General features: G+C 57.0%; 15 protein-coding genes. All 15 read left to right on the top strand.

From position 1 onward, the window contains the following. The 15 genes from J2Y91_RS02645 to J2Y91_RS02575 all read left to right on the top strand — a co-directional run bounded on the left by J2Y91_RS02645 (position 1) and on the right by J2Y91_RS02575 (position 15,357). The gene (locus tag J2Y91_RS02645) at positions 1–738 is read left to right on the top strand and encodes a flagellar basal body rod protein FlgF (protein ID WP_133622960.1); all 738 of its coding nucleotides are present in this window, start codon (positions 1–3) and stop codon (positions 736–738) included. 21 nt (positions 739–759) lie between these two features. Beyond that, positions 760–1,542 carry a flagellar basal-body rod protein FlgG gene (gene flgG / locus J2Y91_RS02640; protein WP_133622961.1) on the top strand — a complete coding sequence of 261 codons (783 nt, stop codon included), beginning with the start codon at positions 760–762 and terminating at the stop codon, positions 1,540–1,542. Between the two features lie 62 nt (positions 1,543–1,604). Continuing rightward, complete coding sequence (locus J2Y91_RS02635) at positions 1,605–2,318, top strand: flagellar basal body L-ring protein FlgH (protein WP_133622962.1); 714 nt, start codon at positions 1,605–1,607, stop codon at positions 2,316–2,318. Between the two features lies 1 nt (position 2,319). After that, positions 2,320–3,441, top strand: coding sequence for a flagellar basal body P-ring protein FlgI (locus tag J2Y91_RS02630; protein WP_253539432.1), 1,122 nt, complete (start codon positions 2,320–2,322; stop codon positions 3,439–3,441). Then, entirely contained in the window at positions 3,441–4,388 is a 948-nt protein-coding gene (flgJ, locus tag J2Y91_RS02625) for a flagellar assembly peptidoglycan hydrolase FlgJ (protein WP_133622964.1), read from the top strand. Before J2Y91_RS02630 ends, flgJ begins: the two co-directional genes overlap by 1 nt. 113 nt (positions 4,389–4,501) lie before the next feature. Further along, positions 4,502–6,142, top strand: a complete 1,641-nt coding sequence (gene flgK / locus J2Y91_RS02620; RefSeq protein WP_253537123.1) for a flagellar hook-associated protein FlgK — start codon at positions 4,502–4,504, stop codon at positions 6,140–6,142. Between the two features lie 25 nt (positions 6,143–6,167). After that, positions 6,168–7,079, top strand: coding sequence for a flagellar hook-associated protein FlgL (flgL, locus tag J2Y91_RS02615; RefSeq protein WP_133622966.1), 912 nt, complete (start codon positions 6,168–6,170; stop codon positions 7,077–7,079). Positions 7,080–7,159: 80 nt separating this feature from the next. After that, positions 7,160–8,800, top strand: coding sequence for a methyl-accepting chemotaxis protein (locus J2Y91_RS02610; protein ID WP_133622967.1), 1,641 nt, complete (start codon positions 7,160–7,162; stop codon positions 8,798–8,800). A gap of 170 nt (positions 8,801–8,970) precedes the next feature. Beyond that, positions 8,971–9,690 (top strand): RNA polymerase sigma factor FliA, encoded by a 720-nt coding sequence (fliA, locus tag J2Y91_RS02605; RefSeq protein WP_253537121.1) that lies wholly within the window; start codon positions 8,971–8,973, stop codon positions 9,688–9,690. Between the two features lie 408 nt (positions 9,691–10,098). Further along, on the top strand, positions 10,099–10,461 hold the full coding sequence (gene flhD, locus J2Y91_RS02600) for a flagellar transcriptional regulator FlhD (protein WP_099754298.1): 363 nt from the start codon (positions 10,099–10,101) through the stop codon (positions 10,459–10,461). Then, positions 10,451–11,029, top strand: a complete 579-nt coding sequence (gene flhC, locus J2Y91_RS02595) for a flagellar transcriptional regulator FlhC (protein WP_099754297.1) — start codon at positions 10,451–10,453, stop codon at positions 11,027–11,029. Before flhD ends, flhC begins: the two co-directional genes overlap by 11 nt. Before the next feature lie 84 nt (positions 11,030–11,113). Continuing rightward, positions 11,114–12,010: a flagellar motor stator protein MotA gene (gene motA, locus J2Y91_RS02590; protein WP_253537118.1), complete on the top strand. Its 897-nt coding sequence runs from the start codon at positions 11,114–11,116 to the stop codon at positions 12,008–12,010. After that, positions 12,007–12,915: a flagellar motor protein MotB gene (gene motB / locus J2Y91_RS02585; protein WP_253537115.1), complete on the top strand. Its 909-nt coding sequence runs from the start codon at positions 12,007–12,009 to the stop codon at positions 12,913–12,915. The genes motA and motB overlap by 4 nt, the downstream gene beginning before the upstream one ends. Then, positions 12,902–14,854, top strand: a complete 1,953-nt coding sequence (gene cheA, locus J2Y91_RS02580; RefSeq protein WP_253537112.1) for a chemotaxis protein CheA — start codon at positions 12,902–12,904, stop codon at positions 14,852–14,854. Before motB ends, cheA begins: the two co-directional genes overlap by 14 nt. Then, positions 14,854–15,357, top strand: a complete 504-nt coding sequence (locus J2Y91_RS02575) for a chemotaxis protein CheW (protein WP_301291982.1) — start codon at positions 14,854–14,856, stop codon at positions 15,355–15,357. Before cheA ends, J2Y91_RS02575 begins: the two co-directional genes overlap by 1 nt. The last annotated feature ends 123 nt before the right edge of the window (positions 15,358–15,480 follow it).

Genomic DNA, 15,480 nt, shown 5'->3' with positions numbered 1-15,480 from the left:
ATGGATCGCGCGATATATACCGCCATGAGCGCCGCCAATGCGGCGCTGAACCGTCAGGCCGTCACCGCCAATAATCTGGCTAACAGCTCCACTACCGGCTTTCGTGCCCAGCTGGCGGCTTTCCGCTCGGTGCCGATCGAGGGTGAAACGCACGCCACCCGTGCGCTGGTGGCCGAGAGCACGCCCTACCACGACAACAGCATGGGGCCAATTAATCACACCGGGCGCAGCCTCGATGTCGCTCTGCCGCAGGGCGGCTGGCTGGCCGTGGCGATGGCCGACGGGCAGGAAGCTTACACCCGCAACGGGGCGATTCAGGTGGATAGCGAAGGGGCGCTGAGCATTAACGGTTTTCCGCTGATGGGCGACGGCGCACCGCTGACCGTGCCGCCGCAGTCCGCCGTGACCATTGCGCCGGACGGCACGCTGACGGCGCTCGGCGCCGGGGATGACCCGACGGCGGTGACGCCGGTTGGCCGCATCAAGCTGGCGCAGGCGGAGATGCAGAGCCTGCTGCACGGTGACGACGGGCTGTTCCACCCGGCAGGCGGTGGGGCGTTAGCGGCTGATGAAGCGATGCGCCTCAGCCCCGAAGCGCTGGAGGGCAGCAACGTCAGCCCGGTCAAATCGATGACCGAAATGATCGCCACCGCCCGCAGCTTCGACATGAATATGAAAACCATCCGCACCGCTGATGAAAATGCCAAACAGGCTAACCAGCTTTTAAGCGTGAGCTGATGCTTACGCAGGAGTCATAACATGATCCGCTCTTTATGGATTGCAAAAACCGGTCTGGAAGCGCAGCAGACCAATATGGATGTTATTTCCAATAACCTCGCCAACGTCAGCACCAACGGCTTTAAACGCCAGCGCGCGGTGTTCCAGGACCTGCTGTACCAGACCATGCGTCAGCCGGGGGCTCAGGCTTCCGAACAGACCACGCTGCCAACCGGGATGCAGCTGGGTACCGGGGTGGCCCCGGTGGCCACCGAGCGTCTGCACACTCAGGGTGGACTGACGCAGACCAGCAGTGACTATGACATCGCCATTCAGGGCAAAGGTTTCTTCCAGGTGCAGATGCCGGACGGCACCACCGCCTACACCCGAGATGGCTCCTTCAAGCGCAACGAAAACGGCCAGATGGTCACTGCGGACGGTAATCCGGTACAGCCGGATATCACCGTCCCGCTGGATGGCAAAGAGCTGACCGTGGGCGAAGACGGTATTGTCACCGTGACGGTACCGGGCCAGGCGGCACCGCAGCAGGTGGGGCAGCTGACGCTGGCCACCTTTATCAACGATGCCGGTCTGGAGAGCATCGGCGGCAACCTGTATGTGGAGACCCAGGCGTCCGGCGCACCGAATGAAGTCACCCCAGGCATGGATGGCGCGGGTCGCCTCAAGCACAAGTATGTGGAAACCTCCAACGTCAATGTCGCGGAAGAGCTGGTCACCATGATCCAGGTGCAGCGCGCCTATGAAATTAACAGTAAGGCGGTCTCGGCTTCTGACCAGATGCTCCAGCGCCTGGCTCAGCTGTAATCCTCACCTCGCCCCGTCAGTGCTCAGGCCTGGCGGGTCAGGAGCGTTAAGTCGTAAATAACATGAATCTATTCAGTGCGTTTTATCGTCATGGCCGGGCCGCCAGCGCCGCCCTGAGCGCGGCGTTGTTCCTCAGTGGCTGCGCGCATATTTTGCAGCAGCCTCTGGTGCAGGGCCCGACCACCGCAGCACCGTTAGCGATGGCTGCGACCAGTGCAAACGGCTCGCTGTTTCAGAGCGGGCAGGGGATGAACTATGGCTATCAGCCGATGTTTGAAGACAGGCGGCCGCGTAACGTCGGCGATACGCTGACCATCCTGCTGCAGGAGAATGTCAGCGCCAGCAAAAGCTCCAGCGCCAGCGCCAACCGTAATGGCTCGGCCGGGGCCGGGCTGACTGCCGTGCCGGATTCGGTAGGCGGCTTTCTGGGTAACGGCAAGCTGGATTTCGAAGCCAGCGGCAAGTCGGATTTTGCCGGTAAGGGCGGGGCGGCGGCACGTAATACGTTTACCGGCACCATCACCGTGACGGTGATGAACCTGCTACCCAACGGCAACCTGCAGGTGGTGGGGGAGAAGCAGATCGCCATTAACCAGGGCACCGAGTTTATCCGCTTCTCCGGGGTGGTGAATCCGCGCACCATCAGCGGCAATAACACCGTGCCCTCCATTCAGGTGGCTGATGCGCGTATCGAATACGTGGGCAATGGCTACATCAATGAAGCGCAGAACATGGGCTGGCTGCAGCGTGTGTTATTGAACCTCTCACCATTCTGATATAACGATGAAAAAACAAACTTTTTTACTCTGCACTCTGCTGTTCAGCGCGCTGGTAATACTGGCGCCAACCTTCGTTTACGCCGAGCGCATCCGCGACCTGGTGACGGTGCAGGGCGTGCGCTCTAACTCGCTGATGGGCTACGGGCTGGTGGTCGGGCTGGACGGCACCGGCGATCAGACCATGCAGGCCCCCTTCACCGGGCAGAGCGTGAATAACATGCTTTCCCAGCTGGGCATCACCGTTCCGGCTGGCACCAATATGCAGCTGAAAAATATTGCGGCGGTGATGGTGACGGCCGAGATGCCGGCCTTTTCCCGGCCCGGCGACCGCATCGATATCGTGGTCTCTTCGCTCGGCAATGCCAAGAGCCTGCGCGGCGGCACGCTGCTGATGACCCCGCTGAAGGGCGCGGATAACCAGATTTACGCGCTGGCGCAGGGCAACGTGCTGATCTCCGGCAGCGGCGCACAGGCGGGCGGCAGCCGGGTGCAGGTAAACCAGCTCAACGGCGGGCGCATTAACGGCGGTGCCAGCGTTGAGCGGGAAGTGCCAAACGATTTTGCCAACCAGAGCGCACTGCGCCTGCAGCTCAACGACACCGATTTTTCCCTGGCGCAGCTGATCAGCGATGAAATTAACCGCCGCTTCAGCGGGGCAGCGATGCCGGAGGATGCGCGCACCGTGCGCCTGTTTGCCCCGGCGGACGGCCCGTCACGCGTGCGCTTCCTCGCCAATATTCAGGATATCCCGCTGCGCGTCGGTATTCAGGATGCCAAAGTGATCGTCAACTCGCGCACCGGCTCGGTGGTGATGAACCGCCACGTGACGCTCGATTCCTGCGCGGTGGCGCACGGCGGCCTGACGGTGGAAGTGTCGCAGAATAACCAGGTCAGCCAGCCGAATACGCCGTTCGGCGGCGGCGAAACCGTGGTGGTGCCGCAGACCGATATCTCGGTGCGCGACAGCGGCGGGGCATTACAGCACGTCAGCAGCAGTGCCGACCTGAATAATGTCATCCGGGCACTTAACGGGCTGGGTGCCACGCCGAATGAGCTGATGTCGATCCTCGAGGCGATGAAAAGCGCGGGCTGCCTGCGCGCGAAGCTGGAGACCAACTGATGAGTGAAATCGACCAGTTTAATACTGCCTCCTGGGATGTCCGTTCGCTGGATACGCTGAAGCTGAAGGCGGGGGGCAGCGAATCACCGCAGGCGCTGCGCGCCGCCGCGAAGCAGATGGAGGGGATCTTCGTGCAGGTCATGCTGAAAAGCATGCGCGATGCCGGCTTTAAGGATGGCCTGATGCACAGCCAGGCCTCGGAGATGTACACCTCAATGCACGATCAGCAGCTGGCGCAGGACCTGGCGCAAAAAAGCCAGCTCGGCTTTGCCGATATGATCGTGCGCCAGATGGGGGGAGAGGGGGAGGATCCGCCAGGGCAGGCGCAGCGCATTGCCGCTCCGGCCCCGGGGCCATATTCACTGACCCATGCGCCGGTTAGCGCCCCCTCAGCGACGACAGGCGCACAGGCCACGCCGCTGAGCGCGATAGCTGCCCGCAGCAGCAGCTCCCAGCCGTTTATCTCCCGCCTTCTGCGCCCGGCGCTGCAGGCGGCGCAGAGCAGCGGCATCCATCCGCATCTGATTCTGGCTCAGGCAGCGCTGGAGTCGGGCTGGGGGAAACGCGAAATCCTCACCGGGGACGGTAAGCCAAGCCACAACCTGTTCGGCATTAAAGCCAGCGGCGACTGGCAGGGTAAAACCACCGAGATCACCACCACCGAATATATCAACGGCGCGCCGCAGAAAATCAAAGCGGCGTTTCGCGTTTATGACTCCTACGGCGAGGCACTAAGCGACTATGCCCGGCTGCTGAAGAACAACCCGCGCTATCAGAAGGTGGCGCAGTCCTCCTCTGCCGAGCAGGGCGCGCACGCGCTGCAGGCGGGGGGCTACGCCACCGATCCGGCCTATGCCAGTAAGCTGATTAATATTATCCAGCAGGTCAAAGGCAATATTACTCAGGGCGTGCAGGCGTATAAAAACGATCTGTCGCAACTTTTTTAGCAAAGACATTTCAGTAAATTTGTGAATCACCGATGAAGTAATAAGGACAGTAAAAACAGGCGCCGTCTGAAGCCGATTTTCGGGCCGCGCACGATGAATTTCGTGGATAAAATATGAATCTATTTAATTTAGCCAAAAGCGGCCTCAGCACGGCGCACTCCGCACTGTATGTCATCGGTAACAATATTAATAATGCGCCAACAGCTGGCTACAGCCGTCGCGACCTTATTATTGGTGAAGCGGGCGGACTAAGCACCGGCAATGGTTTTTACGGTTACGGCGCCCAGGCTAACGGCGTGTATCGTAATAATGACAGCTTCTTGAATGGCCAGGTACGCGGCGCGAACACCAATGCGGGCGCGCTGATTGGCCGTTACGAACAGCTGGCGGAAATCGACAATATGATGGGTAACAGCGAAGCTAACCCGTCAGTGTCGCTGAATAATTTCTTCGCCGCCCTGAAAACCCTGGATAACGACCCCAGCGATCCTGCCGCACGCCAGGCCGGCTTTAACACGCTCGGTTCGGTCAGCTACCAGTTTAATACCACCGCCAAGCGCCTGAGCGGGCTGGAAAAGAGCACTAACTCTCAGATTGAGCAGAGCGTTAAAGAGATTAACGATGCCACCACCCAGCTGGCCAAGCTCAATGAAGAGATCGAGAAAATCACCTCGCAGCACGGCACCCCGCCAGGCGATCTGCTGGACGCGCGCGACAACCTGCTGACCCAGTTAAGCGGTCAGATGGGGATTCAGGTCACGGAAAACAAAGAGACCGGACGGACGGATGTGGCGATGGCCGATGGCCGCCCGCTGGTATCCGGCAACCGCTCATACCCACTGCAGGCCGCCGTCTCTGACGCCAACCCCAACAAAACCGTGGTTTCTTATGTTGACAGCAGCGGCAATGCCAAAGAGCTGAATGAAGAACGCTTCACCGCCGGCAAGCTGGGCGGGCTGTTTAAGTTCCGCAACGAAGACCTGAGCAAGGCGCGTAACGAACTGAACCAGATGGCGCTGCAGATGGCCGGAAGGTTTAACGAGGTGAACGGTGGCGGCTTTGACGCTAACGGCGCTGCGGGCGACGATCTGTTCAAGGTCCCGGACCCGACGGCATTCGCCAACCGCAACAATAGCGGCGGTGCCACGCTGAACGTCACCCTGACTAAACCTTACAGCGCGGTGCAGGCCGAAGATTACACCATCACTATGGGGGCGGCGGGTAACTGGGAAGTGAAGGGGGCAGACGGGCGCGTGGTGCCCTCCGCCATCGATCCGGCATCGGGTGAACTGACGTTCGACGGTCTGTCCGTCGGCGTTAGCGGCACGGCTGACCCTGGCGACAGCTTTATGCTGAACCCGGCTTCCGGGGTGGCGGAAAACCTTGATATCGCCATTACCAGCGGCGATGAGATTGCCGCAGCGGGGAGCCCGACCGGGGGAGAGTCGGACAATAAGAACCTGGCTCTGCTTTTGGGTATCCAGGGTAAGCAGCTGATTGGTAAAGCCACCTTGACCGAAGCCTACTCCAGCCTGGTCAGCGCGATTGGTTCTTCTACCAGCTCGCTCAAGGCCGACCTGAAAACGGCTGACAGCGTTCTCAAGGAATTGGGCGAGAAGTGGCAGTCGGTGGTCGGGGTCAATATTGAAGAAGAGGGGATGAAGCTGCAGATGTTTACGCAGTATTACAACGCGAATGCGCAAATCCTGAAAACCGCCACCACCCTGTTTGATGCCCTGCTGGCTATCAGATAATTGCCGATACGAGGAGGAACAGAGTATGCGTTTAGGCACCCAGTACATGTTTAATCAGAGCGTTCAGGCCATGACGGCGCGGATTAATGAAAATTACGGCGTTTATAACCGTTTATCGGCAGGAAAGACCCTGCTGGCGGCCTCTGACGATCCTAAAGGCGCGTCCGATGCGGTGATGTACCAGGATGCGCTGGCCAAAATGGAGCTGTACAGCAACACCCGATCTGCGGTGATGGGCAACATGCAGCAGGCGGATTCCGTGCTGCAGTCGATGAGCCAGCTGGTATCAAAAGAGCTGAACAGCAAGATCCTTGCGGCGATGAATGGGACAGCCTCTGAGGAAGATCTTGCCGCCTTAGGTAAAGAGATTAACGGTATCACCAGCAGCCTGACCGATCTGGTGAACACCCAGGACGGCAGCGGTCGTTATCTGTTCTCCGGCTTTAAGACGGACACGGCCCCCTACGACGATCTGGGTAACTACATGGGCGGTGATACGGCGCAGCGCCAGACCATTGCAGAAGGAACTGAAATCCAGACCGGACATCTGGGTAAAGATATCTTTGGCGAAGGCGGAGCCGGGGACAGTTTATTCAAAACGCTCCAGGCAGCTGCAGCTGCACTGACGGCTAATCCGATCGATCGCGATGCGGTGCAACTGGCCCTGGGCGACGCCAACCGCGCAGTGGATGCCGGTATCAGCAGCATCGGCAAAGTGCAGTCCGAGCTGGGGACCCATATGCAGCAGATCGAAAGACTGAACCTGCAGGGGGACGCAGACCGCGACGCCATCATAGACAAACTGACCAACGTGCTGGGTGCGGATGTGGGGACGATGGTGCGCCTCTCCTCCGAGGCCAAAATGTCCCAGTACGCCATGGAAGCTTCCATGCTGGTATTCCAGTCAATGCAAAAAATGACGCTGTTCCGGTCGTAACCCTTTCCCATCCCTCTTTTTAATTTTTAGGTAGTCCCGCTGGCGTATTTGCTATGCCAGCGGGGTACCGTGTGGACACTATGTTGAAGAATCTAAAAATACAAAGTGCAATCAGCCTGATCATCGGTCTGTTTGCCCTGGTGCTGTTACTCACCACGGTTTTCTCCGTCTATAACGCTATGGGCAATAACAAAAACCTGCAGCGCATTGTGGTGTCATCTGATAATGACCGTTCGCTACGGGATGCCGCTTACAACATCAGTTCCAGCTTTGGCCACATCAACGGTCTGATGCTGCAACAGCAGTTAGGCTACCCGCCATCGCCTGCGATGGTGCAGGCGGCTGATACCATCCTGAAAAATGCCCGCGAGCGCATGGATCTGTTTATGTCCTCGCCTTTTAACACCGCTGAGGAAGCTAACGCCGCAAACGAGGTCAAGGCGGTGTTTGAAGCGCTGTATAAAACGGCGATGCTGAAAAAGAACTACATCGCTAACCCTGCGGCCTACACGGGATCGCTGGAAGATGAAGTGCAGAACCGTAATCTGCTGCGGGCTAAAATGGCGACCTACGCGGGGTACTCGGACAGCAGCGATCGGGAATATCTCGATGAAGCGGAAAAAGATTATCAGCAGATGATCGTGCTGGGAGTGACCGTGGTGATTGGCGCACTGCTGATGCTGCTGTTTGTGCGCATCTGGCTGAAGCGTACCCTGGCGCGCCGCCTCGATCTGACCATCCATTCGCTGGAAACCATCGCGGCAGGCGATCTCAGCAAAACGGTGGATGCTGGCGCCAATAACGAGATCGGCGTGATGCTGAAGGCGCTGGAACAGATGCGTACCTCGCTGACCGCTACCATCTCCGGCATCCGCGAAAGCGTGCTGGGCATTCATAAAAATGCGCGTGAGATCTCCACCGGTAACAGCGACCTGTCGTCGCGCACCGAAGAGCAGGCTTCTGCACTGCAGCAGACCGCCGCGAGCATGGAGGAGATTAAAACCACCGTACGTCAGAATGCTGACAATGCGCACACGGCGCGCCAGCTGGCTGAGAGTGCCAGCGGTAACGCCCGCAACGGCGGCGAGGCGATGCAGAATCTTGAGCAGATCATGCAGCAGATCACCACCAGTTCACGCCAGATAGCCGACATTAACGGCGTCATTGACAGCATTGCTAACCAGACCAACATTCTGGCGCTGAATGCGGCGGTTGAAGCCGCGCGTGCCGGTGAGCAGGGGCGCGGTTTTGCGGTAGTCGCGGAAGAAGTGCGTAATCTGGCGAAACGCAGCGCGGAAGCGGCTAAAGAGATTAACCAGCTGATTAATACCTGCGTGGCGACCATGGATAGCGGTTCGCGTCAGGTGGTGCAGGCCAGCGCGGTGATGCAGGAGATTGTCTCTTCCGTGACTCAGGTCACCGAGATTATGGGGGAGATCACCTCAGCTTCCGATGAGCAGAGCGCCGGGATCAACCAGATTTCTCAGGCGGTGAATGAGATGGATCTGGTCACGCAGCAGAATGCGGCCATGGTGGAAGAAGCGGCGATGGCCTCGGGCGAGCTGGAGATGCAGTCTGACGCGCTGGAAAATCTGGTGTCGCAGTTTGTCCTCAGCGACGCGCCGCAGCGCGAGGCAGTGGCAACGTCGCGGGTGGCAGCGGGGCGCACGTTTAAACCGGCAGTGATTGATAGTGATAATGATAAGTGGGAAACGTTTTAATCGTCAGAAATGGCATCAAAGTTGCCGCTGATTATCGCCGTTAATAAAATTAATTATTTTTCCCTGAGCAAAGTGCAAGATTGGCCGTTTTTATAAAGTCTTTTCGCACTATTTAAAAGCGGCGTTTCACCTGATAATTCTTGCTGATATTATCAGGTGAGAACGGTAGCGTGGACGGAATATATACTTCAGGTGGCATTGAAGATAAAACGGCGTTGTGGGCGAAATATAAGCATATCGCCCGCCAGGAAGCGCTGCGTTTACAGAAGCGTTTACCTGCCAGCGTTGAGCTTGACGATTTGATTCAGGCGGCTTCGTTGGGCTTTTTATCTGCCATCGATAGTTTTGATCCGAAGAAAGGCGTGACGTTAAGTGCTTACCTTTCACAAAAGATTCGCTGGTCATTAATGGATGAACTACGCGAACGTGACTGGGTGCCCCGGCGGGTACGCAAGCATGCGCGCGAAATGACCGTCATGATTCAGCAAATAGAGCAGGAAAAGGGCGGGGAAGCAACGGAAGCTGATATTGCTGAAAGAATGAATGTTAGCGTTCAGGAACTGCAGCAGATGCTGGCGGATACCAATATCAGCCAGGTCTATTCGCTTGATGAGTTACAGGAACAGTTTTCAGACGCTTACGAACGCGTCGATGAAGAGCATGAGTTATTAAATCCGCTTAATCAGGCGATGCAGGATAATCTTATCGCTAAAATCGGCGAGCACATCAGTATGATCCCGGAGAGAGAGCAGAGGATTTTGCAGCTCTACTATCAACAGGATTTAAATATGAAAGAAATTGGGCTGGTGTTTGGCCTTACTGAAACGCGAGTCAGCCAGTTGCACAGTCTGGCGATAAAGAGAATAAGAGCCAGGATGGACGCTTATTAACCATCCTTGTGAGGGGTTATGACCGGGAAATAGTACGTACGATGCCTGTTTTTTGTTCTCCATGACTCTTTGTTTTTAAGAAGGTTCTTATTAACATTAATTTTTCTCCAATTAATAATGATTAATTTTCATTAATAATGATCAATTTCAATGAGATAGGTTGATATGCCGCATGGGTCAATCTTTGGGTGTGTTGTGGTCTGAAACTAAGCTGGTTAGGATGCACACACCTTTTGATGCAGCCGCCGTTTGGCATTGACATTATTTTATTTGGTTATTACTTGCTGGGTAATATGCAGGCGGGTAATCAGCGATGCCAATACCAAAAGGCTCTCTGCGTCAGCTTAAGTAATAAGAGTGTGATTGGCTATTTCACATAATCACCTGCGTAAAGTTGAGAGAATTTAAATGCCAAATTTTGATGAAAGCCTGCAAAGTATTCATGATATTAACCTTTCCTACCTGCTTCTGGCACAGCAACTTATTCGTAAGGATAAATTTGCCGCGGGTTTTCGCCTCGGTTTATCCGAAGGGACGATTGATAATCTGAAAGAACTGTCGCTGCCGCAGTTAATGAAGCTGGCATCGACAAATCAGCTTATTTGCCGTCTGCGCGTGGACGATGAAGTGGTGATTGAAAACCTGACTAAAGATTCGCGTATTGAAGCACTCCAGCAGATTCATACCGGTATTATTTTATCGACTGATTTACTGAACAATCTCTGCCTGCACCATAACGCTGTTAACGAGGGTGAGAAAAATGTGCGATAACAAAAGCCTGCTCGAAGAGATTCATGAGGTCAATATTGCCATGGAACTCATTACCCTGGGCGCCAGAATGCAGGTACTGGAATCAGAAACCTCATTAAGCCGCCGCCGTTTATTGCGCTTGTATAAAGAACTGCGTGGCTGTCCCCCCCCGAAAGGCATGCTGCCATTCTCCGAAGACTGGTTTATGTCCTGGGAGCAGAATATTCATTCGTCGATGTTTTATAACATCTGCCTGTATCTGCAAAAGACGGAAAATGGCCGACCGATTGAAACGCTGATGAAGGCTTACCGTCTTTATCTGGAACAGTGCTATCCGCGTTCCGCAGAAAAACCCGTGCTGGGATTAACCCGTGCATGGACCTTATTACGCTTCGTAAGCTGCGGCATTATTTCTCAAAAGCCTTGCAGCGTGTGCAAAGGCGGGTTTGTGGTGTCGACTGAATACATCAAAAATCCCTTTACCTGCAGCCTGTGCAGCCCTCCTTCGCGTGCGCTGAAACGCTCACAGGCCAGTAGCCAGGATTATGTTAACGCATTCAACCAGCAGCAGCTGGCGGCATCCGCTTAACCGACCCGGCAGTTTACGAGATGGCTGTTACACGATGGTGGCCGAGATGCCGACATCGGACTTGAAGAGTAGATAGGAGTCGTTGTGTTAGTTATTATTGGCTATCTTGTTGTAATTGTTACAGTATTTGGCGGGTTCATGATGTCTGGCGGCAACCTGGCCTCACTGTTTCAGCCGATTGAGCTGTTGATCATCGGCGGTGCAGGCGTTGGCGCATTCATTGTCGGTAATAACGCTAAATCACTTAAAGCAACGGGTAAGGCGCTGGGGCGCCTGTTTGTCGGGCGCAGCTACAATAAAGCGGTCTATATGGACCTGATGGCGCTGCTGTTTCTGCTGCTGTTGAAGAGCCGCATTAATGGGCTGATGTCGCTGGAAAAAGATATTGAAGAACCCGCCAGTAGTGACATCTTTGCTGCCTACCCCCGACTGCTTAACGACCCTATCCTAATCAATTTTGTGCTCGACTACTTCCGTCTGATGATCAGCGGCAGCATGAACTCCCATGAGATCGAAGATCTTATGGACGAAGAGATCGAAACCCGCCAGGAGGAGCTGGAAGTCCCGGCCAACAGCCTGAATACCGTCGGCGATGCTTTTCCGGCATTCGGTATTGTTGCCGCGGTGATGGGCGTGGTAAATGCGCTGGCCGCCGCCCACCGCCCCGCGGCCGAACTGGGTATGCTGATTGCCCACGCGATGGTCGGTACCTTCCTCGGTATTCTTCTCGCTTACGGCTTCGTGCTGCCGTTGGCCACGCTGCTGCGCCAGAAGAGTAGCGACCAGCTCAAAATGATGCAGTGCATTAAGGTGACGCTGCTCTCCAGCCTGAACGGCTATGCGCCGCAGATTGCCGTCGAATTTGGCCGCAAGACGCTGTACACCAGCGAGCGCCCGTCGTTCGAAGAGCTGGAAAACCACGTGCGTGAGGTCAAAAGCAACGCCAGCTCCAGTGGTAAGACGGCGGAAGCGACGGAATGAAGGGCACCACCACCATCATCCGCGCGCGCAAGCGTAAGCATAAAAAACATGCTCACCATGGCGGCACCTGGAAAATCGCCTACGCCGATTTTATGACCGCCATGATGGCCTTCTTCCTGGTGATGTGGCTGCTTTCAGCCTCGACGCCGATGCAGCGCGAGCTGATCGCCGACTACTTCCGCATGCCGCTTAAGCCGACCATGGCCAACGGTAACAAAACCAGCTACAGCGAGAGCATTATTCCGGGAGGCGGCGACGACCCGATGAAGCAGGATGGCGAAGTGTTTAAGCGCAAGGTCGATCATCTGGACCGCTTTAAGAACGTGCAGAGCCTGAAAAGTGCCAAAGCGCGGCTGGAGGCGATGATTGAAACCGACCCGCGCCTCAGCGACTTCAAATCCAACCTGCTGCTGACGCTGACCGACGATGGCCTGATGATTCAGATCACCGACAGCCAGGAGCGGCCGATGTTCCGCACCGGCAGCGAGACGCCCGCGCCCTATATGAACGGCATTCTGCAGGCACTGGTACCGCTGCTGAACCAGCTGCCAAACCAGATCAGCCTGACCGGCCACACCGATTCGGTGCCTTACGCCGCGGGCAATAGCGGCTACAGCAACTGGGAGCTGTCCGCGGGCCGTGCCAATGCTGCGCGCCGCGTGCTGGTCAGGGCCGGGCTGGATGACGGGCGCTTCCTGCGCGTGATCGGCACCGGCAGCCGCATGGGGCTGGCGAACATCACGCCGGACAACCCGATGAACCGCCGCATCAGCATTCTGGTCCTGAGCAAGCTGAAAGAGCGCCAGGTGCTGGAAGAGAATACCGTCCTGCAGCAGCCGGACGCGAAGCTGCCGCAGGGAACAACCGTGACCGCAGTGCAGGGTGATTACGATGGACGTGAATGAATTTTCTCAGGTGTTCTTCGCCGAGGCGGAGGAGCTGCTGTCCGAGATGGAGCAGCAGCTGCTGCAGCTGGATATCGTTAATCCTGATATCGAACAGCTGAACGGCATCTTCCGCGTGGCCCACTCGCTGAAGGGCGGGGCGGGGACGTTCGGCTTTAATGTGCTGCAGGAGACCACGCACATTCTGGAGAACCTGCTGGATAAAGCGCGCTGCGGCGAAATGCAGCTGAGCCGCGAGATGATTAACCTTTTTCTGGAAAGTAAGGACATTATGCAAGCGCAGCTGGAAGCCTACCAGTCGTCGCAGGAACCGGATGAGGAGAGCTTCCGCTATATCTGTGAAGCGCTCCAGCACATCGCGCAGCTGGAGAAGGGTGGCGCGATCGAGCATGTTCCCGCCGCTGCCCCGGCAGCAGACGCTCCTGCCCGCCATGACCGCCTGATGATTACGCTGTCGCGGCTGGGTTTAGACGATCAGACGCTGCTGCGCGATGAGCTGGCGAATCTCGGTGAGATTATCAGCTATCAGCCAGCGGAAGCCGGGATGACGGTGGAGCTGGAGACCAGCGTTGCGGCTGATGATATCAGCGCGGTGCTGTGCTTTGTGCTCGACGAATCGCAGATTGCGATCCAGCCGATCGCCGCCGCCGCCGCTGCGCCGCCGGCTCCCCCTGCGCCAGCCGTCCCCGCCTCACCGCCGTCTGGCGAACCCGCAGCAAAGTCTGCCGCCCCTAAACGCCCGGCCAGTTCCGAATCCGGCAGCATCCGCGTGGCGGTGGAGAAGGTAGACCAGATTATTAATCAGGTTGGCGAGCTGATTATCACCCAGGCGATCTTTTCGCAGCTGACGGCGCAGCTCGACCCGGCCAAATACGGCATGCTGCTCAGCAGCGTGGCGCAGCTGGAACGTAACGCGCGCGAGCTGCAGCAGTCGGTGATGTCGATCCGCATGATGCCGATGGATTACGTCTTTAGCCGCTTCCCGCGCCTGGTGCATGACCTCGGTAGCCGTCTGAAGAAAGACGTGGCGCTGACGCTTAAAGGCGGTTCGGCCGAACTGGATAAGAGCCTGATCGAACGCATTATCGATCCGCTGACGCACCTGGTACGCAACAGCCTCGATCACGGCATCGAAGAGAAAGAGGAGCGCCTGCGTAAAGGTAAAAGCGCGACCGGTAATCTGACGCTCTCGGCAGAACATCACGGCGGCAATATCGTGATTGAGGTGATCGACGACGGGGCGGGCCTGCCGCGCGACAAGCTGCTGGCGAAAGCGCGCGCGCGCGGCACGCAGATTAGCGACTCCGCGCCGGATGAAGAGGTATGGATGCTGATTTTCGCCGCCGGATTCTCCACTGCCGAGAACGTTACCGACGTTTCCGGGCGCGGCGTCGGCATGGACGTGGTACGGCGCAATATCCTGGCAATGGGCGGCCACGTTGAGGTGCACTCGGTACGCGACAAGGGCACGACCATCCGCATTCTGCTGCCGCTCACCCTGGCGATCCTCGACGGTATGTCGGTCAAAGTCGGCGACGAGATTTACGTGCTGCCGCTCAACGTGGTGATGGAGTCGCTCAAGCCGAGCGACGATATGCTGTATCAGTTTGTCGGCAATTCCCGGCTGGTGCAGGTGCGCGGTGAATATTTGCCGTTAATCGAGCTGCGCCAGGCCTTTGCCGTACCGGGCGAAGCCAGCGGCGATGACGGCATTATCGTGATCGTGCAGAGCGGCGGCTGCCGTTACGCCCTGTGGGTTGACCAGCTGATTGGTCAGCATCAGGTGGTAGTGAAAAATCTTGAGCACAACTATCGCAAAGTTCCGGGCATCTCCGCCGCCACCATCCTCGGCGATGGCAGCGTAGCGTTGATTCTCGATGTTATTGAGCTGGCGGGGCTGCGTGACCTGCCCGCTGCGCAGAAAGGGGTAAATCAATAATGCTATCAACCGGCAGTCATTCTGCTGCGGCCGATGCTGCAGTACAAAAGTATCTGGTCTTCCGCCTGGGAAATGAAGAGTACGGCATCGATATTTTAAAGGTACAGGAGATCCGCGGCTGCGACCGCGTAACGCGCATCCCCAACGTGCCGGACTTTATTACCGGCGTCACCAACCTGCGCGGCGTCATTGTCCCGATCGTTGATTTACGCACGCGCTTCGAGCTGCCGGTGGTGGCGGAAGATGACAGCGCGGTGGTGATCGTGCTGAACCTGAAAGAGCGGGTGATGGGCATTGTGGTCGATGGCGTGGCGGATGTGCTGTCGCTGAACGACAGCCAGATCAAACCCACCCCGGACGTCTCTTCGGTGATGACCAGCCGCTATCTTGAGGGGCTGGGCGTGCTGGATAAGCGCATGGTGATCCTGGTGAATATCGAAATGCTGCTGAGCCGCGAAGAGATGCACGTGGTCGGCTCGATGGTTGATGCCCTCGCGGAATAATCTTCTGCTGATGGAAACAGGCGCACGGCACAGGCGGTGTGCCTGGGTAGCTTACCGCTAAGAGTAAATCCCACTATTTTTTCACTGCCTCTGAGGACCTGACTGCAGCTTGCGCTGTATGGA

The sequence above is a fragment of the Erwinia aphidicola genome (assembly GCF_024169515.1).
Taxonomy (GTDB): domain Bacteria; phylum Pseudomonadota; class Gammaproteobacteria; order Enterobacterales; family Enterobacteriaceae; genus Erwinia; species Erwinia aphidicola.
The sequence above is the reverse complement of the archived record's forward strand: the minus strand, read 5'-3'. Positions and strand labels throughout refer to the sequence as shown.